This window comes from Christiangramia crocea (assembly GCF_022410465.1).
Classification (GTDB): Bacteria; Bacteroidota; Bacteroidia; order Flavobacteriales; family Flavobacteriaceae; genus Christiangramia; species Christiangramia crocea.
In genome coordinates this window covers 418,080-442,277 of record NZ_JAJSON010000025.1, presented here as the reverse complement: position 1 = coordinate 442,277, position 24,198 = coordinate 418,080, and the positions used below count along the sequence as shown (strand labels likewise).

24 protein-coding genes are annotated in these 24,198 nt (G+C 38.8%); 9 read left to right on the top strand and 15 right to left on the bottom strand.

What is annotated here, in order from left to right; all coding sequences use genetic code 11:
• Positions 1–2: 2 nt before the first annotated feature.
• Together LU635_RS13550 and purL are read right to left on the bottom strand one after the other, a co-directional pair.
• The gene (locus tag LU635_RS13550; protein WP_240100028.1) at positions 3–1,784 is read right to left on the bottom strand and encodes an AMP-dependent synthetase/ligase; all 1,782 of its coding nucleotides are present in this window, start codon (positions 1,782–1,784) and stop codon (positions 3–5) included.
• Positions 1,785–1,899: 115 nt separating this feature from the next.
• Positions 1,900–5,565: a phosphoribosylformylglycinamidine synthase gene (gene purL / locus LU635_RS13545; RefSeq protein ID WP_240100027.1), complete on the bottom strand. Its 3,666-nt coding sequence runs from the start codon at positions 5,563–5,565 to the stop codon at positions 1,900–1,902.
• A gap of 201 nt (positions 5,566–5,766) precedes the next feature.
• Between purL and LU635_RS13540 the strand changes: the two genes are divergently transcribed.
• Positions 5,767–6,276 (top strand): DUF4377 domain-containing protein, encoded by a 510-nt coding sequence (locus tag LU635_RS13540; RefSeq protein ID WP_240100026.1) that lies wholly within the window; start codon positions 5,767–5,769, stop codon positions 6,274–6,276.
• A 24-nt stretch (positions 6,277–6,300) separates the two neighbouring features.
• On the opposite strand, the gene LU635_RS13535 is transcribed toward LU635_RS13540, so the two are convergent.
• Complete coding sequence (locus LU635_RS13535; RefSeq protein WP_240100025.1) at positions 6,301–7,512, bottom strand: RsmB/NOP family class I SAM-dependent RNA methyltransferase; 1,212 nt, start codon at positions 7,510–7,512, stop codon at positions 6,301–6,303.
• Between the two features lie 72 nt (positions 7,513–7,584).
• Between LU635_RS13535 and LU635_RS13530 the strand changes: the two genes are divergently transcribed.
• Entirely contained in the window at positions 7,585–8,652 is a 1,068-nt protein-coding gene (locus tag LU635_RS13530) for a WD40/YVTN/BNR-like repeat-containing protein (protein ID WP_240100024.1), read from the top strand.
• A gap of 79 nt (positions 8,653–8,731) precedes the next feature.
• On the opposite strand, the gene LU635_RS13525 is transcribed toward LU635_RS13530, so the two are convergent.
• Genes LU635_RS13525 through LU635_RS13515 form a run of 3 tightly spaced genes read right to left on the bottom strand, consistent with a single transcriptional unit; the run spans position 8,732 to position 10,301 of the window.
• Complete coding sequence (locus LU635_RS13525) at positions 8,732–9,184, bottom strand: hypothetical protein (RefSeq protein ID WP_240100023.1); 453 nt, start codon at positions 9,182–9,184, stop codon at positions 8,732–8,734.
• Positions 9,185–9,187: 3 nt separating this feature from the next.
• Positions 9,188–9,724 (bottom strand): hypothetical protein, encoded by a 537-nt coding sequence (locus tag LU635_RS13520; protein WP_240100022.1) that lies wholly within the window; start codon positions 9,722–9,724, stop codon positions 9,188–9,190.
• Between the two features lie 31 nt (positions 9,725–9,755).
• Positions 9,756–10,301 carry an RNA polymerase sigma factor gene (locus LU635_RS13515; RefSeq protein WP_240100021.1) on the bottom strand — a complete coding sequence of 182 codons (546 nt, stop codon included), beginning with the start codon at positions 10,299–10,301 and terminating at the stop codon, positions 9,756–9,758.
• Positions 10,302–10,695: 394 nt separating this feature from the next.
• Here LU635_RS13515 and LU635_RS13510 point away from each other — a divergent pair, with 394 nt between their 5' ends.
• Positions 10,696–11,061, top strand: a complete 366-nt coding sequence (locus tag LU635_RS13510; RefSeq protein ID WP_240100020.1) for a hypothetical protein — start codon at positions 10,696–10,698, stop codon at positions 11,059–11,061.
• 53 nt (positions 11,062–11,114) lie between these two features.
• Here LU635_RS13510 and LU635_RS13505 read toward each other — a convergent pair whose 3' ends face one another.
• From LU635_RS13505 to LU635_RS13490, 4 genes are read right to left on the bottom strand one after another with little or no spacing between them, the layout of a single operon-like run.
• The gene (locus tag LU635_RS13505) at positions 11,115–12,938 is read right to left on the bottom strand and encodes an ABC transporter ATP-binding protein (RefSeq protein WP_240100019.1); all 1,824 of its coding nucleotides are present in this window, start codon (positions 12,936–12,938) and stop codon (positions 11,115–11,117) included.
• A gap of 11 nt (positions 12,939–12,949) precedes the next feature.
• Positions 12,950–14,680, bottom strand: a complete 1,731-nt coding sequence (locus LU635_RS13500; RefSeq protein ID WP_240100250.1) for a phospho-sugar mutase — start codon at positions 14,678–14,680, stop codon at positions 12,950–12,952.
• Between the two features lie 50 nt (positions 14,681–14,730).
• The gene (locus LU635_RS13495) at positions 14,731–15,690 is read right to left on the bottom strand and encodes a glycosyltransferase family 2 protein (protein ID WP_240100018.1); all 960 of its coding nucleotides are present in this window, start codon (positions 15,688–15,690) and stop codon (positions 14,731–14,733) included.
• A gap of 2 nt (positions 15,691–15,692) precedes the next feature.
• A complete protein-coding gene (locus LU635_RS13490) occupies positions 15,693–16,223 on the bottom strand; it encodes a DUF4199 domain-containing protein (protein WP_240100017.1) in 531 nt (176 codons plus the stop codon).
• 149 nt (positions 16,224–16,372) lie between these two features.
• Between LU635_RS13490 and LU635_RS13485 the strand changes: the two genes are divergently transcribed.
• Positions 16,373–16,627, top strand: coding sequence for a type B 50S ribosomal protein L31 (locus LU635_RS13485; RefSeq protein WP_131395043.1), 255 nt, complete (start codon positions 16,373–16,375; stop codon positions 16,625–16,627).
• Positions 16,628–16,752: 125 nt separating this feature from the next.
• A complete protein-coding gene (locus LU635_RS13480) occupies positions 16,753–17,925 on the top strand; it encodes a GlmU family protein (protein ID WP_240100249.1) in 1,173 nt (390 codons plus the stop codon).
• On the opposite strand, the gene LU635_RS13475 is transcribed toward LU635_RS13480, so the two are convergent.
• Positions 17,922–18,182 (bottom strand): hypothetical protein, encoded by a 261-nt coding sequence (locus tag LU635_RS13475; RefSeq protein WP_240100016.1) that lies wholly within the window; start codon positions 18,180–18,182, stop codon positions 17,922–17,924. The two genes, LU635_RS13480 and LU635_RS13475, sit on opposite strands and share 4 nt — an antisense overlap.
• Positions 18,183–18,342: 160 nt before the next feature.
• Here LU635_RS13475 and mtaB point away from each other — a divergent pair, with 160 nt between their 5' ends.
• Complete coding sequence (gene mtaB / locus LU635_RS13470) at positions 18,343–19,674, top strand: tRNA (N(6)-L-threonylcarbamoyladenosine(37)-C(2))-methylthiotransferase MtaB (protein WP_240100015.1); 1,332 nt, start codon at positions 18,343–18,345, stop codon at positions 19,672–19,674.
• Here mtaB and LU635_RS13465 read toward each other — a convergent pair.
• Both LU635_RS13465 and LU635_RS13460 read right to left on the bottom strand, forming a co-directional pair.
• The gene (locus LU635_RS13465; protein ID WP_240100014.1) at positions 19,671–19,967 is read right to left on the bottom strand and encodes an N-acetyltransferase; all 297 of its coding nucleotides are present in this window, start codon (positions 19,965–19,967) and stop codon (positions 19,671–19,673) included. The genes mtaB and LU635_RS13465 overlap by 4 nt on opposite strands.
• 10 nt (positions 19,968–19,977) lie before the next feature.
• Positions 19,978–20,691 (bottom strand): pirin family protein, encoded by a 714-nt coding sequence (locus LU635_RS13460; protein WP_240100013.1) that lies wholly within the window; start codon positions 20,689–20,691, stop codon positions 19,978–19,980.
• A 100-nt stretch (positions 20,692–20,791) separates the two neighbouring features.
• Between LU635_RS13460 and LU635_RS13455 the strand changes: the two genes are divergently transcribed.
• Positions 20,792–21,499 carry an alpha/beta hydrolase family protein gene (locus tag LU635_RS13455; protein ID WP_240100012.1) on the top strand — a complete coding sequence of 236 codons (708 nt, stop codon included), beginning with the start codon at positions 20,792–20,794 and terminating at the stop codon, positions 21,497–21,499.
• Positions 21,500–21,505: 6 nt separating this feature from the next.
• Positions 21,506–22,471, top strand: coding sequence for a lytic transglycosylase domain-containing protein (locus LU635_RS13450; RefSeq protein WP_240100011.1), 966 nt, complete (start codon positions 21,506–21,508; stop codon positions 22,469–22,471).
• Between the two features lie 17 nt (positions 22,472–22,488).
• Here the strand turns inward: LU635_RS13450 and LU635_RS13445 are convergent, their stop codons facing one another.
• Entirely contained in the window at positions 22,489–23,190 is a 702-nt protein-coding gene (locus LU635_RS13445; protein ID WP_240100010.1) for a TlpA family protein disulfide reductase, read from the bottom strand.
• A gap of 119 nt (positions 23,191–23,309) precedes the next feature.
• Positions 23,310–23,825: a tetratricopeptide repeat protein gene (locus LU635_RS13440; protein ID WP_240100009.1), complete on the bottom strand. Its 516-nt coding sequence runs from the start codon at positions 23,823–23,825 to the stop codon at positions 23,310–23,312.
• 151 nt (positions 23,826–23,976) lie between these two features.
• Here LU635_RS13440 and rpmH point away from each other — a divergent pair, with 151 nt between their 5' ends.
• Positions 23,977–24,135 (top strand): 50S ribosomal protein L34, encoded by a 159-nt coding sequence (rpmH, locus tag LU635_RS13435; protein ID WP_011708966.1) that lies wholly within the window; start codon positions 23,977–23,979, stop codon positions 24,133–24,135.
• Positions 24,136–24,198 lie beyond the last annotated feature (63 nt).

The following is a 24,198-nucleotide window of genomic DNA, read 5'->3' as shown; positions in this document are numbered from 1 at the left end:
AATTAAAAGCGGTCGTACAGCTTTTCATATAAGTCGTGATATTTATCCCGAATATTACGCCGTTTCAATTTCATAGTAGGAGTGAGGTGTTCTCCTTCAACAGTCCATGCTTCGGGTGTCAATGCAAATGTTTTAACCTGCTCCCATTTACCGAACTTCTGATTGTAGAAGTCAACTTCTTCCTGAATGCGCTCTCTAACCAGATCATTACTGGCAATATTCTCTTCACTACCATCACCCAGATCTATATTTTTACGGCGGGCCCATTCTTCAATGAATTCAAAATTTGGCTGTATGAGGGCCGCAGGCATTTTTTCCCCGTCACCCACAACCATGATCTGTTCAATGAAACGGGACTGCTTCATAGTATTTTCGATTAACTGCGGGGCAACATATTTACCTCCCGAGGTCTTGAACATCTCTTTTTTTCGATCGGTGATCCTAAGGAAACCGTCTTTATCAACTTCACCTATATCTCCGGTATGAAAGAAACCATCAGACTCCAGGACTTCATCAGTCTTTTCTTTGTCCTTATAATATCCCTTCATGATATTTGGTCCCTTTGCCAGGATCTCACCATCTTCGGCAATTTTGACATCTACATTGTCAAGAGGTTTTCCAACTGTTCCAATTCTGAAACCATGATTACGTTCATCATTTACAGCTATAACGGGAGAAGTTTCGGTCAATCCGTAGCCTTCCATAACCGGAATTCCCGCCGCAGCGAAAACCCTCGCGAGTCTTGGTTGTAAAGCGGCACTTCCAGATACAATAAGCTCTATATTTCCTCCAAGGCCTTCTTTCCATTTGGAGAATATAAGCTTACGCGCAATGCCCAGTCTGAATTCATACCACCATCCATTCGCTCCATAAGGCTCATATTCCAGCCCCAGTTCAATAGCCCAGTAGAATAATTTTTGTTTTATTCCGCTTAAGGTAGAACCTTTGGCCACGATCTTATCATATACCTTTTCCAGCAGTCTCGGAACTGCAGTAATAACATGGGGTTTTACCTCTTTAAGGTTGTCACTTATCTTATCTATAGATTCGGCAAAATAGACCGAAACCGAATAATACTGATACAGATAAAGGATCATTCTTTCAAAGATATGGCAAACGGGTAGAAAACTCAGGGACACGTATGTTCCAGTTTCAAATGGAACACGGGGCGCACTTCCAAGCACATTGCTCACGATATTTTCATGGCTAAGCATTACCCCTTTTGGTCTTCCTGTTGTTCCTGAAGTATATATTAGCGTAGCAAGATCATCTGGCTTCACTGATTTTTTCAACTTTTCTACCTCATCCTGGTTCGCCTTGTCTTTTCCTTCATCCAGTATTTCAGTCCAGTTTTTACAATCGTTCAAACTATCAAAGCTGTATATTTCTTTTAATTTCGTATTCGCCTTGATACTATTTACTTTTTTAAGTACTTCTTCATCTGAAACGAAACAGTAGATAGCCTCACTGTGATTTAAGACATACTCATAATCTTCTTCTGAAATAGTAGGGTAGATAGGAACATTTTGAGCACCTATCTGAAGGATCCCAATATCCATCACATTCCATTCTGTCCTGTTGTTTGTGGAGATCACCGCTATCTTATCATTAGGTTTAACACCTAATCTCAAAAGCCCCCGGCTTATTGTATTTGCCTGGTCAATGTATTGTTGTGTGGAAATAGTTTGCCACTCTCCATTATATTTAGTTCCGAATGCTTCCTCTAAAGGATGATTCTCAAGTTGAAAATATGGAAAGTCAAAGAGTCTTTTTATATCGTTCATGAAGTTGATCAATTAAATATCCCTTGCAAAATAGCAAAAAAGAGGGCTACTTCAAATCGATCTTTTAAAAAAGAAGGGATGTTTTTAACATCCCTTCAATTTATTAGATAAAATATCACTTATTTTTTTCCAGCCATTTTCTGGCATTTACAAATCCTTCCAGCCATGGCGAGACTTCATCTTTTCTTCCTTTGGGATAATAAGCCCAGTTCCACTGGAAGGTAGATCGCTCTAAATGAGGCATCATTACCAGATGTCTTCCGGTATCATCGGTGAGAATAGCCGTATTATAATGAGATCCGTTAGGGTTGGCAGGATATCCTTCATATCCGTATTTCCCAACGATCTTATATTTCTCCTCTTCATAAGGGAAGCTGAACTTACCTTCACCATGAGCTGCCCAGATACCAAGCTTGCTTCCGGCAAGGGTCGAGAGCATTACTGAATCATTTTTCTGAATTTCAACAGAAGTGAAATTACATTCGAATTTATGTGATTCGTTATGTAGCATTTTTGGTTTCTGGTCATGATCCGGGTTGATCAGCCCAAGTTCAATGAACAACTGGCAGCCATTACAAACTCCTAACGAGAGGGTATCTTTTCTGGCAAAGAAATTATCCAGGGCAGTTTTCGCCTTTTCGTTATACAGGAATGCGCCTGCCCAACCCTTCGCACTTCCAAGTACATCTGAGTTCGAGAAGCCTCCAACTGCAGCGATGAACTGAATATCTTCCAGGGTTTCCCTTCCAGTAATCAGATCGGTCATATGGACATCCTTTACATCGAAGCCGGCAAGGTGCATCGCACGGGCCATTTCCCTTTCGGAGTTTGATCCTTTTTCACGGATGATAGCTGCCTTTATACGAGGTTTAGAAGAATCTATCTGTGGCAGTTTTCCGGTGAAATGTTCAGGGAATTTAAATTCAAGCGGCTGCTCCTTATAATTATGATAGCGCTCAGTAGCCTTATCTATCCCGCTTTGCCTTTCGTCAAGCAAGAACGAGGTCTTATACCAGGTATCTCTGAGTTCAGGTATATTGAAGCTCAGATTAGCGCCTGTATTTCTTATTTTCAGTTCTTTTCCTTCAGTAACCTTACCTATATTATAGAATTCGATATTCTTTTCTTTCAGGATATCTTCAACTGAAGCATCTTTCGCCTGGAAAACTATTCCGCAGTTTTCATTGAAAAGAAGTTTTACAATATCTTTTTCATTCAATGCCGAAAGATCAAGGTCTGCGGAAAGATCAACATCGGCAAAGCACATTTCCAGCAGTGTAGTTATGAGGCCACCCGAAGCAACATCATGCCCGGCAAGGATCAAATCCTTTTTGATAAGCTCCTGGATGGTATTGAAGGTTTCAGCGAACTTTTTGTTATTCTGGATAGTTGGAACTTCGTTTCCTACTTTATTCAGGATCTGAGCGAAAGAAGAACCTCCAAGTTTAAATTTATCCTGTGACAGGTTGATATAATAAATATCTCCACCTTTCTTTTGTAGAACTGGTTCTACTACTTTTCGAATATCATCACAATGTCCTGCCGCAGATATAATAACTGTACCCGGGGAGATGACCTCTCCATCCTTATACCTCTGTTTCATGGAAAGTGAATCCTTTCCTGTGGGAACGTTTATGCCAAGGGAAATTGCAAATTTGGAAACTCCTTCAACGGCTTCATAAAGTCTGGCGTCTTCCCCTTCATTATTACAGGGCCACATCCAGTTGGCTGAAAGTGAGATGGATTTTAATCCTTTTTCAAGCGGTGCCCATACGATATTTGAAAGAGATTCAGCAATTGAATTCTTTGAACCGGCCACCGGGTCTACAAGAGCCGATACAGGGGAGTGGCCAATTGAAGTGGCAACTCCTTCTTTTCCTTTATAATCAAGCGCCATAACACCACAGTTATTAAGCGGTAATTGAAGCGGCCCTGCAGTCTGCTGCTTTGCCACTCTTCCCGAAACACACCGGTCTACCTTATTGGTAAGCCAGTCTTTACAGGCTACGGCTTCCAGTTGAAGCACCTGATTCAGATAGTCATGTATTTTTGAGGTCTGGTATTCAACCTCTGAATACTTCCTTTTTATTGTATTATCGGTCATTACCGTTTTGGGAGAACTACCAAACATGTCTGATAGATCAAGATCCATAGGTTTTTGACCTGATTTCTTACCTTCAAAAGTAAAACGGTAATCCCCGGTCACGTCACCAACCTCATACATTGGAGAACGCTCCCTGTCGGCAACTCGTTTCAGTTTTTCAATTTCGGCCTTACCTATCACGAGTCCCATACGTTCCTGCGATTCGTTCCCAATGATCTCTTTTGCTGAAAGGGTAGGGTCTCCAACAGGAAGAGCATCAAGATCTATCTTTCCTCCTTTTTCTTCTACCAGTTCGCTAAGACAGTTCAAATGTCCGCCTGCACCGTGATCGTGAATGGAAACAATTGGGTTCACATCGGCTTCTACCATTCCGCGCACGGCATTAGCGGCACGTTTCTGCATTTCAGGGTTGGATCGCTGAATGGCGTTAAGTTCAATTCCGCTACTGAACTCTCCTGTATCAGCTGAAGAAACAGCAGCACCACCCATCCCGATACGATAGTTTTCACCACCAAGTACAACTATTTTATCACCTTTATTCGGAACATCTTTTTTAGCCTGGCTGGCCTTTCCATATCCAATACCGCCGGCAAGCATAATAACCTTATCATATCCGAGGGCACGATCATGTTCAGAATGCTCGAAGGTTAGAACTGAACCGGAAATAAGTGGCTGCCCGAATTTATTTCCAAAATCGGAAGCCCCGTTGGATGCTTTTATCAGAATATCCATAGGAGTCTGATATAACCATTCCCTTTCTTTCATCCCATTCTCCCATTTTCTGTCTTTTTCAAGACGGGAGTAAGAAGTCATATACACTGCGGTTCCTGCAAGTGGGAGGGAACCTTTTCCTCCGGCAAGCCTGTCGCGTATCTCACCACCACTACCTGTTGCCGCCCCGTTGAAAGGTTCAACAGTGGTAGGGAAATTATGTGTTTCAGCTTTCAGGGAGATCACGGAATCAAAATCCTTGTTTTCGTAATAGTCCGGAATATCTGCCGATTTAGGGGCAAATTGTTCCACTTTTGGTCCCTTTACAAAGGCCACATTATCTTTATAGGCTGAAACTATTTCGTTGGGATGCTCTTCGGAAGTCTTTCTGATAAGTTTAAATAGGGACACCGGTTTTTCTTCACCGTCTATCACAAAGGTTCCATTGAATATTTTATGTCGGCAATGCTCTGAATTTACCTGAGAAAACCCGAAAACTTCAGAATCTGTAAGTTTTCTTCCCAGTTTGTCTGCCAGACCCTGCAGGTAAGCCACTTCTTCAATATTCAATGCAAGACCTTCCTGCTGGTTGAAAGCCTCAATATCATTAACTTCAATAATAGGAGCGGGGTTGATATGTATATCAAAAATATCCTGATCCAGTCCCTCATATTTCTGTGAAAGCATAGGGTCGTAATCATGAAAATGCTCATCTACCCTCAGAAACTCCTCTATCCGAATAAGTCCGTGAATCCCCATATTCTGGGTTATTTCCACAGCATTGGTACTCCAGGGAGTAATCATGGCGGCACGGGGACCAACAAAAAAATCTGCCAGGGCAGATTTATTTATTTGTTGAGTATTTCCGAAAAGCCAGTTCAATTTAGCGATTTCCTGAGCTGAAAGTTCTGAGTGGGTCTCTACAGCAAAAACCTTCGTGGTTTGGTTTCCGAAGAAAAGGATCATCTATTATATTTTGTGTTGTTTTTGAAAGGCACAAATTTATGATTTTTTCTTGGGTAGAGTAAATAATTTAAGAAAGTTAAATTTTATTTTACTTGATTAATGATTATCTTTTGTATGTCAGTCAAAAATCATCCTATGCATCTTAAATTTCATATCATCCTTTTGGCATTGCTTACGTTCTTTGCCTTTAAATCCTGTTCAATGATTGACGTCAATGCAGACTTTGAGAATCTTGATATGAGGATCAATCATTTTAAACAAACCGGGGTAGGTGAAGCTCTTCAGCTGGTCTACCTTGTGCAGGAAGATGAGGCAATAGGAGGGGAAAAATGGACGTATATGTATGATGAAATTCTGGGTTTTGAATACGAACCAGGTTATATCTATGATCTGAAAGTAAGGAAAGAAACTGTCGAAAATCCGCCTCAGGATGCTTCTTCAGCAAGATACATACTCATAAGCGTTAGGTCTAAACAAAAGGCTCCTGAAGGAGAAAACTTTAAGATTTATCTAAAATCCTTTGGTGAAAATTTTGTAACTAAATCCGGGGATGAGCTCTATCTTCTTAATGAATATAAGATAGATTGCGGTAGTATATGTGAAACCCTATCGGAAGATTTAGAGACTCAGGAAAACGTCACGGGAAGCTTCACTCACGGTCCAAACGAAAGTCTTTTACTTCAATCTATCAGCTATGAGTCTAAATTTTAAAAATCAGGTAAGACTTCCATTAATTCATTTTTTTTCCAGCAGGGCCATATAAAATCCGTCATAACCACTTTCGCTGGAAAGGATGTTTTTTTCCTTTTTAAGTTTGAACTTAGCTCCTTCTTCAGATTTCAGAAATCTCTGTACCTGTTGCTGGTTTTCTGAAGGGAGGATAGAGCAGGTGGCATATACCAGCTGGCCTCCTTTTTTTACCATTCTAGAATATTTTTGAAGGATCTCGATCTGTGTATTCCTGATATTTTCAATAAACTCCGGCTGTAACTTCCATTTTGCATCGGGATTACGGCTTAAGACACCCAATCCACTACAGGGAGCATCTATAAGAACCCTGTCTGCAGTGTTATATAATTTTTTGATGACTTTAGTGGATTCGATACTTCTGGTATCTATATTATGCGCACCGGCACGCTTCGCCCGGCGTTTTAATTCTTTAAGTTTATTTCCATAGATATCCAGAGCGATGATCTGGCCCTTGTTTTCCATTAAGGCTGCCAGGTGCAAAGTTTTTCCACCAGCGCCGGCACAGGTATCCACCACCCTCATTCCGGGTTCAACGTTAAGAAATTCAGCAACTCTCTGTGAACTCGCATCCTGGACTTCAAATAAACCATCTTTAAAGGCCTTTGTTCTGAAAATATTGGCTCGTTCTTTTAATTCCAGGGCTTCAGGATAATTTCTGAGATTAGAAGTTTCAATACCTTCTTCTTTCAGAATTTCTGCAAGTTGTTGGGGAGTGGTTTTAAGTTTATTGGCCCTTATAACGACCGGTGCCTGATTATTAAGTGCATGAAGCTCTTTAGTCCAGGTTTTATCCCCAAGTTCACTTGCTCCAAGTTCATCCAGCCAGTCCGGTACAGATTCCCTGAACTTTCTTACTTTGCTTAATTCGTCAAATCTCCCTTTGATTCGGCGTTCAGGTGTTCCATCAAATTGAGGCCAGTCCGGTAATTTTATACCGCGGAGCACACACCAAACGGAGAACATCCTGAAAAGGTCTTCTCTTGAAAAAGGTTCTTTCACTTCAGCGATCTCAGCATAAAGCCTTTTCCATCTTACAATATCATAAGTGGTTTCTGCGATAAAACTTCTATCCCTGGAACCCCAGCGTTTATCTCTTTTCAGGGTCTTTTCGATTACTTTATCGGCATAGTTTCCCTCATTAAAAATTTCGGCAAGAGCATCAATAGTGGCGAAAACCAGATTTCTGTGTAGGCGCATAAATTTCCTTTAAAGCGGCAAAGTTACGGTTTTTTGAACGGGAAAAATTTATATTTGGTGCAAATTCCGATTATGAAAAGAATAAGCTTTTTACTGGTTTTACTGGTTTTTTCCTGCAAAAACGATCCTAAGAAAAACGGGGCCGAAAACATTGATACATCTAAACCAAAATATTATGAGTCGGTTGAAACCGAGATTCTTTTGGTGGATGATTCGCTGAGTGTGAGGGCGATTGAAGTAATAGGGGAGAACCTTGCTTTTGCGGGAAATAATGGCAAATACGGCCTTTATAATTCGGCTAACAATACATGGAAAACAAATGTTCAGAGATTTGATACGATAACTCCTGATTTCAGGGCGGTTGCAAGCACTGCGAATGACTTTTTTATGCTGAGTGTGGCTAATCCTGCACTTTTGTATAAAACAGGAGATTCTGGACAAATGGAGCTTGTTTATAAAGAAGAGAATGAAAAGGTATTTTATGATGCTATGGCATTCTGGAATGATAATGAAGGTATAGCTATGGGAGATCCCACAGATGGCTGCATCTCGATAATCATTACCAGGAATGGAGGGAAAAGCTGGAGTAAATTAGATTGTGAGAATTTGCCCGTTGCTGCTGAAGGAGAAGCTGCCTTCGCGGCCAGTAATTCGAATATTGCACTGGTGGGGAATAAGACCTGGATCCTGACCGGTGGTGTTAAATCCAGAGTATTATATTCTCCGGATAAAGGTAAGACCTGGGAAGTTTTTGAGACGCCTCTGGTACAGGGAAAATCCACTACGGGAGGATATAGTATTGATTTCTATGATGAAGAAAATGGTATAATCATCGGGGGCGATTATACAAATCCGGAAGGGAATTTAAGTAATAAGGCAGTGACCAGGGATGGAGGAAAAAGCTGGCAATTAGTAGGGGACGGTAAAGATCCCGGATACAAGAGCAGTGTAAGATATTTGCCGAATTCTGAAGGCCGGCAAATTGTGGCAACTGGATTTAGCGGTATACATTATACCAAGGATGGTGGAAAAACCTGGAAAAAGATTTCAGATGAAGGTTTCTATACGCTAAGGTTTGTAAATGATTCTACGGCTTATGCTGCTGGTAAGAGCAGGATTGCAAAACTGGTATTTCATTAAAAGAAATAATCCGACAGATTCAGTATCTGCCGGATTATTAACTACTAACTAACCAAAAAACTAAATATGAATAGCAAAACTACTCACTGCTGTTTGAATCTTCACGTTCCCTTTTCGAACGATATTCTTTTATAAGCTTTTTATGGAATTCATCTTCCAACTTATGTAGCTTGATAATATCTTTAGCTGATATGATCTCTCTAAGATCTCTAAAGAGTTTCTTTTTTATATTGTATTCCTCATTTTCCACACTGAGGAGCTCATTTAAAAGTTCATTGGCTTCTGATTCATTGATGCACTCCACATTTTCCAGGTCTATATGTTCACGCTTGTGCAACTCGTGCCTGGCCTTTTCATATCTGTTATAAATAGGCCAGAATTTCTCGGCTATTTTATCAGTTAAATTAAGTTCCTGAGTGAAATAGGCTACTTTAAGAGCTTTTATACGCTCCCATTTGTCTTTTCCAGAGTCCTGTGCCACCATGTGGGGTGTAGTGCAAAGAACAAACAATATCAATACTAATTTTTTCATAATTTATTCTAAAATATAGGTAGGGTCCTCAATATTTTCATCAATATAGTCGATAACGGCTTCAGAATTTACACTATAGAAGTCTGAATCATCAATAAGCTTACCATCTTTCAGGATAAACTCAGAATAGTCTGATGTGTTCAGGTCTATAAAGCCCATGTCATAGCCTTCATCAATATAGTTCTCCATTGCCGAAATTTCAACATCGTCCCAGCCTATTGGCTGATCTGATTCAGTCTGGAAGAAGTTCCCCAGCATTAGAATAAAAATGGCTGCTACTGCAGCAGCATAGAAAAGGTATTCTTTTTTGAACAGATTTATCACGCGAGTTGGCGTGTTGTCTTTAGTTCTCTTAAGAATCTTTTCATCCAATGATTCAAAATATCCATCAGGAACGCTAAATCCACTCTCATTTACAGGGAGCTTTACAGCTTCCTGCTCTTCGAGCCTGCGAATCATTCTATCCTCAAAGTTCTCAAAATAATCTTTAGGAACCTTGAAACCAGAATTTTCTGAATATTTCGGTTTATTGGTTTTCATCACTTCTTTGACTATAAATTTTCGTAATGGTTTAATTAGTTTTTAAAAATTCTTCAATTTTTTTAGCTGCATGATGGTAGGATGCCTTTAAAGCTCCCTCACTTGTATTCAAAATCTCTGCCATTTCCCGGTACTTCATTTCCTGAAAATATTTCATATTAAACACCTGTTGTTGTCTGTCTGGTAAGGTGCTAATAGCTTTCTGTAATTTCAACTGGATCTCGCTTCCTTCAAAATAAACATCACTCTCCAGATTATCTATTATTTGGTTCTGAAGGTCTTCAGAAGTTATTTGAAGTCTTCTGGATTTTTTATTTAGAAAAGTAATAGACTCATTTGTGGCTATGCGATACATCCAGCTATATAGTTTGCTATCTCCCTTAAACTTATCGATATTACGAAAAATCTTAAGAAATGTATTCTGAAGAATATCATCTGTATCATCATGATCTTTTACTATATTTCTTATGTGCCAGTACAGGCGTTCCTTATACAGGGCAATAAGTTCCCTGAAAGCTTCCTGGGAGGAGGAACTGTCTTTTAACCTTTCTATAAATTGATCTTCGGAGTATTGCAAGCTTCAGAAATTACTACGTTGTAAAATTGATCGCGTAAAGGTATTGAAAAGCTTAAAGCTTCAAAAAGGAAAATTTTCATATTACTATTGTAGGAAAAAAACTTCAATATGATATAAATCAATCGACTAAATGCTTTTTTCATTGATAAAAAGCATTTTTTTCTTGTTTGAATTAAAGTTTATTGTATCTTTACAATAACAAAACGATTTAATCTTTTTTTGCCCCAAAAAATCGAATTAGATCTCATTGTTTCCATTTGCCCCAAAGTGGAAATAATTTTGATAAAAAATGGATGATACTCAGTATTATCCATTTTTTTATTCTCATTTTTCTTGCCGGTATTTTAAGATATTTTTAATTTTGCATCCAAAAATAATTAAAATGGTAATTTATATGAGAACTGTATATTTTCTTACATTTTTTTTCATTATTGCACTTGGTTTCCCAACCTTAGCACAATCTGATACCAGTGATGCCACTAAAGGTGAAGTGCTTATTATCCATGAACCCGTGAGTTATGGATATTCCCATGTGAATTTTCCCCGTCCCAATTTTATTATCAAAACCGGAGGCAGGCCGGATTTTAAGCTTGTGAAAGGAATTAAGGTTGAGGTGACAGAGGTGAAAACCAATGATAATGGTGAATCAAAGGTGATTTTGAAGCGTATAGACGGAAAAAAATTCTTTGGAAGCTTTCCGGCGATAAGCGCAAATTATGAAGAAGCTTTACAATCGGGAGAGCTTAGGAGAATAAAATAAATAAGTTAAGTATGGTATATTTAAAAAAGGCTGATTTGTCAGCCTTTTTTCTATTAATCAAAAGACTGCATTTCTACCAGTTTCCGGTACGTACCGTCTTTCGAGATAAGTTCCTGGTGTTTACCCTGTTCAACAATTTCTCCGCGCTGCATTACCACAATATTATCAGCATTTTGGATAGTAGAAAGGCGGTGGGCGATAACTACCGAGGTACGATTTTTCATCATATTTTCCAGGGCCTTTTGCACAAGTTTCTCACTTTCGGTGTCCAGAGCAGAAGTTGCCTCGTCCAGGATCATTACCGGCGGATTCTTTAATACTGCTCTTGCAATAGAAAGTCTTTGTTTTTGACCGCCGCTTAATTTGTTGCCACTATCACCAATATTGGTATCCAGTTGTTGTGGAAGTTCTTTAACAAATTCCCAGGCATTGGCAATCTTCAGAGCCTCTATAATCTCCTCATCAGATGCATTATTCTTTCCCAGGGCAACATTGTTCCTTATAGTGTCATTGAAAAGGATGGAATCCTGTGTCACCAGACCCATCAGGTCTCGTAGAGAAGCTTTTTTTATATCCCTTATATCTGTACCATCTAGTTTAATACTTCCGTTATTTACATCATAAAAACGGGTTATTAGATTGGCAATGGTAGATTTTCCGGAGCCTGACTGTCCAACTAAAGCAACGGTTTGTCCCTTTGGAACCCTAATACTGAAATCCTTAAGCACCCTTTCTTTTTCATAACTGAAACTTACATTCTCGATGCTGATTTCTCTTTCAAAATCCTTTTTCTCAATTGCATTTGGGGCATCAGTCAGATTAGAAGGAGTCTCCAGAACATCCAGGATGCGTTCGGCTGCTGCATTTCCTTTTTTAACGCTATACGAGGCCTTGGAGATCTGCTTGGCCGGGGTAAGTATATTGTATGCAAGGCCCAGAAATGCGATAAAGGTGGCTGCGTCCAGTGTTCCTTCGACAAGCACCATATTCCCTCCAAACCATAAAATGATCACTATTACAAATATTCCCAGGAATTCACTTGTTGGGGATGCCAGATTTTGCCTGTTAACCAGTTTGTTCAGGATAGAGTTGAGTCGGTTGGTAGATTCCTGAAAACGAGCATAGAACTTCTTTTCAGCATTAAAGCCCTTAACGATCTTAAGACTGGAAAGGGTTTCTTCTACGATACTTAAAAAATGTCCGTTCTCTTCCTGTGCAAGATTTGACTGTTTTTTTAACTGTTTTCCAATAAGTGAAATGATGAAACCTGAGATAGGAAGAAATATAAAAACAAACAAGGTGAGCTTGGCACTCATCATAAGCATGGCTATGATGGTAAACAGAATAGTCAGCGGCTCTCTTACGATTAGTTCCAGGATCGATAAAAAGGAGGTTTGAACCTCGTTTACATCGGCAGTTATCCTGGAAATGGTATCTCCCTTTCTTTTTTCTGAAAAGTAGGAGATAGGCAGTTCAAGAATCTTTTTATAGACAGCATCCCTAAGATCCCTTAGCACCCCATTCCTTAAAAATGTAAGGAAAAAGGAACTCAGGTACCCAAACATGTTCTTAAGGAAAAACAGTAGCACTACGATCCCGCAAATAAATACAAGGGCAGCTACTTCATCTTCATTTACCCTTTGTGTAACATAATAATTGAAATGATTTACGGCATAATCCTTTATTCCGCCAATCCCGTCCCATTTTGGTTTTGTTGCAACCCTTTTTGTTTTATCAAATAAAACCTGAATTACAGGGATCAGCGCGATAAAAGAAAGGGTACTGAAGATCGCATATAAAATATTGCAAATAATATTCAGTATCGCGAACTGCTTGTAGGGAATCGCGAACTGGAGTATTTTCCGGAAATAGGTCATTTAAAAAGCTGTTAGCCCAGTTTTAGTTCCTGTTTAATACGGGCAATTTTATCACTCAATTTCTTATTTTCTTCAGTATAATCTTCTGCTGAAGAAAGCTCGGTGTTCACACTTATGTAAAATTTTATCTTGGGCTCGGTACCACTAGGTCTTGCTGCTATCTTTGTCCCGTTCTCGGTATAATAGATCAGCACATTGGATTTAGGAATATCGATTCTTTGTTCATTATGATCCTGGACATTTTTGGCTACAGAAGTTTTATAATCTTCTACCAGAACAACCTTTTCTCCATCAATCTCTTCCCACGGATTTTCTCTTAGGTCGATCAGCATTTGTTTGATCTCCTTTTCGCCTTCAATTCCTTTCTTAACTAAAGAGATTAGTTCTTCTCTGTAAAGCCCGTATTTAGCGTAAAGTTCTAGTAACTTATTGTAAAAGGAGTTACCCTCGGCCTTCAATTGTGCAGCGATCTCACAGGCAAGCAGTGTAGCAGTAACGGCATCCTTATCTCTTACAAAATCGCCAACCATATATCCGAAACTTTCCTCGCCACCACCTATGAAATCAAGTTCGGGGTGATCTTTGATCAGTTTGGCGATCCATTTGAAACCTGTAAGCACCTCCATATACTGCACGCCATAATCTTCAACAAGATTCTTGAGCATTGGAGTTGAAACTATAGTAGAAGCGACGAATTCCTTTCCTTTTATTTTGCGTTCTTTTTTCCATTGCTCTAAAAGGAACCAGGTCATGACCAGCATGGTTTGATTTCCATTTAAAAGGATCATTTTTCCATCCAGGTCTCTTACAGCAACTCCCAGGCGGTCACAATCCGGGTCAGTTCCTATAACTATATCGGCATTTTGTTTTTCTGCAAGTTCCAGGGCCATTTTTAGGGCTTCAGGTTCTTCAGGATTTGGAGATTTTACTGTCGGAAAATTTCCATCAGGTTTCTTTTGTTCCTCTACTAAGAAAACATTTGAGAATCCGGCTTTATTTAAAACTTCAGGAACCATGGTTATTGAAGTACCGTGAAGAGAAGTGAAAACGACTTTCAAATTTTCCCTGGCCTTGGCTGATATATCAAAGCTTCCATTTTCTACCGAAGCTTCTGCAAAAGCCTGATCTACTTCGGTATCTATTTTTTCTATCAGTTCTTCTTTTGCGTTGAAATTCACCGCACTGTACTCCAGGTTATTGATGGTGTCTACCAATTCAGTATCCTGAGGCGGTACTAGTTGTCCGCCATCTTCCCAGTATACCTTATAACCATTGTATTCCGGAGGATTATGACTTGCCGTTAAAACAATTCCACACTGGCAATCAAGTTTTCTAACTGCAAATGAAAGCTCCGGAGTAGGCCTTAGTTCAGAAAATAAGAAAACCCTGATGCCATTAGCCGAAAAAACATCAGCTACCACTTTCGCAAGTTTCTGGCTGTTATTTCGACAATCGTATGCGATCGCTACTTTTATTTCCTTATCCGGAAAAGACTTTTTAAGATAATCTGATAATCCCTGAGTGTTCTTTCCAAGGGTGTATTTATTGATGCGGTTTGTACCCACACCCATAACTCCTCGCATTCCTCCAGTGCCGAATTCAACATTCTTATAAAAGCTTTCCTCCAGTTCTTTGGGGTTTTCTTCTATTAGCCTGTTGATTTCAGACTTTGTCTCATTATCAAAAATATCGGTAAGCCAGGTTTTAGCTTTTTTAAGAATATCAGGGTTAACAGTCGCCATCATTTAATTTTTTTTGCTTAGCAAAAATAAACATTAATCCGGGAAAGCGCCTAAATATTAGGAGTGGTTTTCTTTATAAGGTAGCGTTCCTTATCTCTTTTTGACCTAAGTATAAGTTCTCCAAGGAATCCTGCTAAAAAGAATTGAGTTCCTATTATCATTACAGTAAGCGAAATATAGAACCAGGGATTAAGGGCCACAAGAGTGTTAGGAATGCCATGATATAATTTATAGAGCTTGGCAAAACCTATCCACCCTGCCGCTACAAAACCTATAATAAACATTAGAACACCCAATGCGCCGAAAAGGTGCATAGGCCTGCGGCCGAATTTAGAAAGGAACCAGATACTAAGAAGATCCAGGAAACCATGTATAAAACGGTTTATACCGAATTTGGTGTTGCCATATTTTCTTGCCTGATGCTGAACTTCCTTTTCAGTGATCCTGTAATACCCCGCATTTTTGGCGAGTACCGGAATATAACGGTGCATTTCCCCATATACATCTATGTTCTTAATCACTTCTTTTCTATAAGCTTTAAGTCCGCAATTAAAATCATGGAGTTTCACCCCAGATGTTTTGCGGGCGGCTGCATTAAATAATTTTGAAGGTAAATTTTTAGTGATTACATTATCATAACGTTTCTTCTTCCAGCCTGAAACCAGATCATACCCATCTTTTGTGATCATTTCATAAAGTTCCGGGATCTCCTCGGGGTTATCCTGAAGGTCTGCATCCATTGTGATTACCACATCACCCTGTGCTCTGAGAAAGCCAGCATGGAGGGCCTGAGATTTTCCATAATTTCTATTGAAGCGTATACCCTTTACGGCTTCATCATTTTTGGAAAGAGACTCAATGGTTTGCCAGGAATGGTCAGTACTGCCATCATCAATAAATATGATCTCATAAGAAAAGGAATTGGACCGCAATACCTTTGCGATCCAATCATATAATTCTACCAGAGATTGTTCTTCGTTAAGAAGGGGTATTACAACCGATATCTGCATTTTTAAACGTTAGTTGGCTCTTTTTCTTTAAAAATAAGAGCTACGATTAATCCAATTAGAGCATACAAAATTAACTGGAATCCGTATCCTTTTAGCTGATTAATTAAAGAATATTGATTTTCTTCCTGCATTTTTTGAAGAGCTTCATTAATCTGAGCTTCCGGAGCGCCAAAACCTTCCATCATATCCCTCGTGGTTTCAATGGTGAGTTCGGTAAGCGTTTCTGCAGCTTCTGGGTCTATCACATTGAATAATATAATTCCGAAAAACAAAGAGATAAGCGTTCCAAGAAATACAGTTAAAAAATAAGCGCCGAAAGCATCCTTAAATTTAAATAAACTGGTGCTGACTTTTTTAGCTTTGCTTGTCGCCATACTGGCCATGATGACAACAAAGGCTAGTAATGAGACCCCAAACCACCATTTTGTAAAAAGAGAAAGATCAAAAGCGTATGCCAAAACTACGATCAGGATGAGTGATAATCCTAAATACACTCCGTAAGATGTGGAGATTTTTTTTGCTGGTTTTTCCATTGGTTAGTAGAAGTTTGATTAATTTAGCAGTTAGTTAACAAATATAGTAAAACGTTACATCTATATATAACAAAAACTTTTTTGAAATTTGTTTGTAGTTGTAGAGTTATTACTTAAATTTGCACCTCGAAAATTAAAAGATCAAAGCGATGAAGCAGGGAATCCATCCGGAAAATTATAGATTAGTAGCATTTAAAGATATGTCTAACGAAGATGTATTTATTACCAAGTCTACTGCCAAAACAAAAGAAACTATTGAAGTTGACGGAACTGAATACCCGTTGGTGAAACTGGAAATTTCCAGAACTTCTCACCCTTATTATACTGGTCAAACCAAGCTTGTTGACAGTGCGGGTAGAATTGATAAATTCAAGAACAAATACTCAAAATTCAAGAAAAAATAATTTTTCCTGTTTATTAAAATATATTGAGAGCCGCTTTTTTAGCGGCTCTTTTGATTATGTGAAATTTATGATAATTACTTTCCTGTTATTCAGGAACTATTAATTTTGATGCAAATTGCGAAATGATGAATTATATTCTTTTTGATGGTCCCTCTCGAAATGATCTCCTGCCATTTACTTTTACACGGCCTGTCGCTGATATTAGATTCGGTATTCTTAACATCCGGGAGAAATGGGAAAAAGTTCTGGGTACTACAGTTTCCACTAAAACCGAAGATTACCTAAGTGGCAAGTGGCCGGTAGATCTTAAAGATAAAAATGTAATCATCAATTCATCATTCCTGCCTAGTTCTAATCTGGTTGACCAAATTAAAGGTCTAAATGAATATGAAAGCCTGTTTTCCGGTGAGGAAATGGTGGCCTATTTTCAGAATGGAGATGCGGAACCAGATTTTTCTGAATTAAAAGAGATACAGGCAAAAGGTGATCTTCTTAAAATTTCACATACCTGGGATATTTTTTCGAAGAATGCCGAGGCTATTCAACTGGACTTTGATCTTCTTACCACTGGAAGAACTTCCCAGAAGATACATGATTCAAACTTTGTAAAAGCTGGCGAGAACATTTTCATAGAGGAGGGAGCTGTAGTAGAGAACTGTTCTTTAAATGCTTCTTCGGGTCCTATTTATATAGGTAAAGATGCCCTGGTAATGGAGGGAACTCTGGTACGAGGTCCTTTGGCGGTATGTGATAATGCTGTAATTAAAATGGGGGCCAAGATCTATGGAGCTACTACCATAGGCCCCCATTGCAAGGCTGGAGGAGAAATAAACAATTCTGTGTTATTTGAAAACAGCAGTAAAGGCCATGATGGCTATCTTGGGAATGCCGTGCTGGGTGAATGGTGTAATATAGGCGCTGATACAAATAATTCCAATCTGAAGAACAATTATGCCGAGGTAAGGATCTGGAATTATAACTCTGAAAGTTTTGCAAGAACCGGACTTCAGTTTTGTGGCCTGATAATGGGCGACCACAGTAAATGTGGGATCAATACGATGTTCAATACGGGAACCGTGGTGGGGGTGAGTGCAAATATATTTGGCAGTGGTTTCCCTAGAAACTTTATTCCCAGTTTCAGTTGGGGAGGAAGTGCCGGTACAAGCACCTATAAACTTGAAAAAGTCTATGAGACGGCAGAACATGTATTAAGAAGGCGTAATAAGGACCTTACCCAGGAAGACAAAAATATCCTGAAGTATGTATTTGATCATACGGCCAAATGGAGAAGAGGCTAAAAAGCAAAATAATATAAAACTAATCCCAGAATAATAAAAAGTAAGGCTGAAATAACAAGTACTCTGTAATGCTTCTTTTTGTGGGATTTAATAATGCTAAGTCTCAACTGCTCAAGATCTTCATCGGTAAGGCGGGTTCTATTCATAATTCTGCGAATGCTATTACCTGAATTTGATCCATCGGGATCGCTTATTCGTTTATGGCGCTGGTTTTCATTATAATTTGCCGTGGTTCCCATGGTGTTCCCGAAATTCATAGCAATGAAATAATATAAGGATTGAAATATACGAATAATGCCAATAATCTAATAACCTTCAGCAAATCTGTAAATTACAAATCCAGGAACATTTTATAGAAACATTTTTAGTTGGTATCTTTGCAGCCCCAAAATGGGTTTGTAAATTAAAAGTTGACCTATGCACGCGAAGAAAGTTGCCTTTTATACCTTGGGTTGTAAGCTCAATTTTTCAGAAACATCCACTATTGCCAGATCATTTGAAAATGAGGGCTTTGAGAGAGTGGAGTTTACTGAAAAAGCTGATATCTATGTGATTAATACCTGTTCGGTTACCGAAAATGCCGATAAGCGTTTCAAGACTATTGTAAAGCAGGCTCAAAAGGTTAATGAAAATGCTTTTCTTATTGCTGTAGGTTGTTACGCCCAGCTTAAACCCGAAGAACTCGCTTCAGTTGACGGGGTGGATCTGGTGCTGGGGGCTACTGAGAAATTCAAGGTTACAGATTATCTCAACGATCTTACCAAGAACGATTTCGGGGAGGTGCACTCCTGTGAGATTAATGAAGCTGATTTTTATGTGGGCTCCTATTCAATTGGAGACCGTACAAGGGCATTCCTGAAAGTTCAGGACGGTTGTGATTATAAGTGCACTTATTGTACTATTCCTTTGGCACGTGGTATCTCCCGAAGTGATAAACTGGAGAACGTTCTTAAAAACGCTGCTGAAATTTCAGATCAGGGGATAAAGGAGATCGTTCTTACAGGTGTGAATATTGGGGATTATGGAAAAGGCGAATTCGGGAATAAAAAGCATGAGCACACCTTTTTAGATCTTGTAAAGGCCCTGGATGATGTAGAAGGTATAGAACGTCTTAGAATTTCTTCAATTGAACCTAATTTGCTTAAGAATGAGACGATAGATTTCGTTTCCCAAAGCCAAACCTTTGTGCCACACTTTCATATACCATTGCAAAGCGGAAGCGATGAGATTCTGAAACTGATGCGTCGTCGTTATCTGAGTGATCTTTACGTAGACAGGGTGAATCAGATAAGGAAGATGATGCCTGATGCCTGTATTGGGGTTGATGTTATAGTAGGATTTCCTGGAGAGACTGAGGAGCATTTCCTTGAAACCTATAATTTCCTGAATGAACTTGATATTTCCTATCTGCATGTATTTACTTACTCCGAAAGAGATAATACACCTGCAGCGGAAATGGATGGAGTAGTGCCGATAAAAGTGAGAAAGAAAAGAAGTAAAATGCTTCGAGGTCTTTCGGCTAAGAAAAGAAGGGCTTTTTACGAAAGCCAGATAGGTAATACCTGTACGGTATTATTTGAAGGTGAGAACAAGGAGGGTTATATCCATGGATTTACCGAAAATTACGTGAAGGTTAAAGCTCCCTGGGATCCGGCAAAAGTTAATACCCTTCAGAAAATAAAACTCACTGAAATTGACGTTGATGGTCTGGTAAGGTTCGAAACAGTACCAGAAGCCGAGGTGGTTTAAATATTTATTCCAACAGGAAGAAGATCTTTATATTTTCTACGGTTTTTTCTCATAAAACCTGCGATCTCGGGACTAGTTGGAACAACACGGGTATTTCTTTCTTTAATTTCACCAAGAACCGCCTTTATAAAATCTTCCTGGCGGTCTTCAGTGTTCTCTGGCATTATTAATTTGGTAAGGAAAATCTTTCGTTCCTGTTGAGAATATTCTATAGTTGCCAGTTCATCATTAATACGGGTTTCAAATTGTCTTAGAAACTCATTGTCTGTAATTATTAATTCTACATCATTCATACCTGTAAATTTAGTTCATAGGCACTTCAATTAAAAGAACCTTTGAGGGTTTTTTAAATTCTAGAGAAATAGAGGAAGTATTCCAAATTCCCACAGCATCACGTTTTTTAAGAATTGTTCCTGCAACTTCAGTTTCACCTTCGATCAAAAAAGCATATACTCCATCACTCTCATTCTTAAGTGGATATTCAATTTTCGTGCCTGTCTCAAATTCCCCCAGATGTAGATATGCCTGCTGGTTTATCCATAATGAGCCTTCAGACTGATCAGATTTTGGAGCAACTACTGTAGTGAGTTCATTTGTTTCCAATAAACCGGAGAAACTTTTTTGTTCATACCTGGGGTCCAAGCCATTTTCCTCCGGGAATATCCATATTTGCAGCATATTGAGCTCATCTTGTGAAGAATTGAACTCGCTATGCTCAACACCGGTGCCAGCACTCATTACCTGTACTTCCCCGGCTTTGATAACCCCTGAATTATCCATAGAATCCTTATGCCTCAATTCTCCTTTTAACGGGATTGTTATGATCTCCATATTTTCGTGAGGATGGGTGCCAAATCCCATGCCCCCTTTGATAAAATCGTCATTTAGTACTCTTAACTGACCGAATTGTACTTTATTGGGATCGAAAAAATTTGCAAAACTGAATGAATAATTGGCATTAAGCCATCCAAAATTTGCTGTACCCCGTGAATTAGCGGGATGTATTACTTTCTCCATTTTTTGTGACTTGGTAATTTGAAAGTCGAGTATTAAGCAGTAATTTTGATTGTTAAATTTACGATTAAATGGCAGCATTATTTGTTATATACATGTTAAAATGAAACAGGACTCAGGGCTTATACATGTATATCTAATGCCCGGAATGGCAACTGACGGGGCTATTTTTGAGAATATATCATTACCTCCTGAGAGGTTTAAGGTCCATTATCTTAAATGGGAGATTCCGGAAAAGAATGAGAGTCTTGAAAATTACACCAAAAGAATTCTCAAATACGTAAAACATGAGAACCCCGTTCTAATTGGTGTTTCCTTTGGCGGGGTAATTGTGCAGGAAATGGCGAAGTTCATAACACTGAAACGTCTTATTATTATTTCCAGTGTAAAATGTAGTGATGAATTGCCGCCCCGTATGAGGTTCGCTTCAAAAACAGGATTGTTTAAGCTTATCCCGACCAGGCTGGCAGATTATGTAGACTTTTTCGAGAAGATTGCTATTGGTGATTTTCTTAAAACCAGAGCGAAGCTTTATAAGAAGTTTATTACTATCAAAGATAAACAGTATCTGGACTGGGCTATTAAGAACATGGTAAACTGGAAATGTGAGAAACCGGACGAAAGAGTGATACATATTCATGGAGACAAGGATGAAGTGTTTCCAATTAAAAATATTCGGAATGCGATAATCGTAAAGGGAGGGACCCATATAATGATTATAAATAGATTCCGTTGGTTTAATGAGAATTTACCGAAACTGATTGTTTCGGGTAAACTTAAAAATAAGAAACAAGAAGAAAAAGTAAATTGATCAGCTATGAAGATTTTAAAAAGAGCATTATTGGTTGTTGGATTGATCACGGTTTGTGCAGTAAGTATAAATGCGGTTCAACAGGATGAAGAAGGAGCGTCGAACGGAGAAAAGAAGAATACAATTACCAAAGGAAATTCTAATAAGAGCGTGGCAGCTTCTTATCGTATTGAAGCATTACCAATGCCAGATAATCTGGAGTTTGCAGGAGAGACTGTGCCTCTTGAAGATCCCGATGTTCATGAAAGAATGGATCGTGAATTACTCGTGAATACCTATTGGCAGTCTAATGCTTTGCTTTTAATGAAGCGCGCACACAAATATTTTCCTTTGATCGAGCAGGTTCTTAAAGAGGAAGGTGTGCCTGAAGATTTTAAATACCTGGCAGTGATAGAAAGCGGTTTAACTCAGGCCGTATCTCCTGCAAGGGCTATTGGCTTCTGGCAGATAATGGAAGGGACTGGAAAGGAATATGGCCTGGAGATCAATGATAATGTAGATGAAAGATATCATATTGAAAAATCTACGCGTGTTGCCAGTGATTATCTGAAAAAAGCTAAAGAGAGATTTGGATCCTGGACTCTTGCCGCTGCCTCCTACAATGCAGGGCAGTATGGAATTGATAAGCAGCTGGAGAGACAAAAGGTGTCAGATTACTACGATTTATTGCTGGGAGAGGAGACTGGAAGATATGTGTTTAGAATACTTGCGGTAAAAGAAATAATGAATCATCCGGAAAAGTATGGTTTTAATTTTGACGAAGATGATCTTTACCAGCCAATCCCTGTCAACAAGGTGAAAGTTGATACGGTGGTCAAGGATTTCCCCGATTTTGCTGAAAAATTTGGGATCAATTACAAGATATTGAAAGTTCATAATCCCTGGCTAAGAGATGATCATCTTAAGAATGCTTCGAGAAAGACTTATTATATAGATATTCCTGAGGAAGGATATTATCCGCCTGCGAAATAGATTGAAATTAATCGGTATTATTCGAGGGAGATATTTTCAGCGTATACTTCCTCGTACTGATTGATCAGGTTTTTGGAGATGGAAGTTTCCAGGGCGATGTAATTTTCCCTGTAAGCTGTTTCGGCTTCAGTATTTAGATATGGAAATACGCTTCTTCTAATTTCCATTATCTTCTTGTCATCAGATAGCAGGAAACAGGTTGGAAGGCCAAGGGAGTGTTTGAGCTGCCTTACCACATATGCTCCATTATTTTCGGTTTCGTCAACATATACAATAGAAATGTCTGACGAGAATTGTTCAGCGAGTTCTTTAGCTTTTTCTCTCTTATCCCAAAAAAGTATTACAAAATCAATCTTTTCTTTGAATTGTGAAGCCAGTTCATTTAAAGCCGGAACCTCACCTTTACTGGGAACACACCAGGAAGCATAAGTGATGAGAAAAACTGGTTTACTGTAATCATATAGCTGGACTTCTTTCTTTTTTAGATTATGGAATTTAAAATTATCCATATATGAGCCTTCAAGATGATTATTGGTGAAATCTTCAAAAAGCTCCTTTGCTATATCATATTGGTTAAATCGATAAGCGAGATCGGCTTTTTTGTTATAATCTGAAAGGTGATTAAAGAGAGCTTCAGAGAAGAATGTCCTGTCCTGCAGGTTCTGCTGGGAAAATACCGAGGGGCCGATAAGTAGTAAAACTAATAATAGTTTTTTCATGCAACGTCTAGTGGGGCTGTTACCCTGTAAAGGTAACGCGACTTAAAGCTGCAGAAAAATATTATCGTTTAAGTGCCGATATATTAGATAAAATAGACTTTTCTCAAAAGAGCTATAAACTAGATCTTCTTCATTTGTTCTTTCATCATTCGTATCTGATCATTCATCATTCCATGCTTATCAAGTTTTTTAGCTTCATTTAGCAGCATGGTTGCCTCTCTTTTTCTTCTTTTGGTCATGGCAATGCCCGCCAGATTAAGTTTGGCCATAGCAAGATCATGGTCCATGGACAGTCCTAACCTAATAGCGCGTTTGAAGAATTTTTCGGCCTGGGTGATATTGGTCTGGGAAACCATAAGTCCGTGAAGGTACCAGTAATAACCCTGTTGTTTCTGTGTAAGGGCTTTCTCCGGGTCCTTAATTTTATCGAGCCATTTTTTAGCGCCTTCAAAATCCTGTTTTCTTAGACGAAGAAAGGCCAGTAAGATCATTTCATTTTTGAAATAAAGGAAGATGAAAATACCTGACAGCAGGATTAAAAAGATGCCGTTGCCTATATTACCTTCGATGAATTGCCAGATGGCTGCAGCGATTATTAAACCGGCTAAAACTAACTTGATATTCTTATTGAACATTTTTATCTTGATTTTCCAGGCGGCAAAGGTAATAAAAACAATTAAAAATTATTTTAAATTAGTATTTGCAGTACTTAAAAAGCTTTGTATATTTGCACGCAGTTTTAAAGACAGCCAAAAACGAATTTACAGAAGATAAAAGATATTCACAATGAAAAGAACGTTTCAACCATCTAAAAGGAAAAGAAAAAATAAGCACGGCTTTAGGGAGCGTATGGCCAGTGCAAACGGAAGAAAGGTCCTTGCTAGAAGAAGGGCTAAAGGAAGAAAGAAATTATCTGTATCTTCTGAAAACAGACATAAACACTAATGAATCACGTTATTCGAAATAATAAAGGTGTTACTTTTTAAGTAACGCCTTTTTTTATATCCA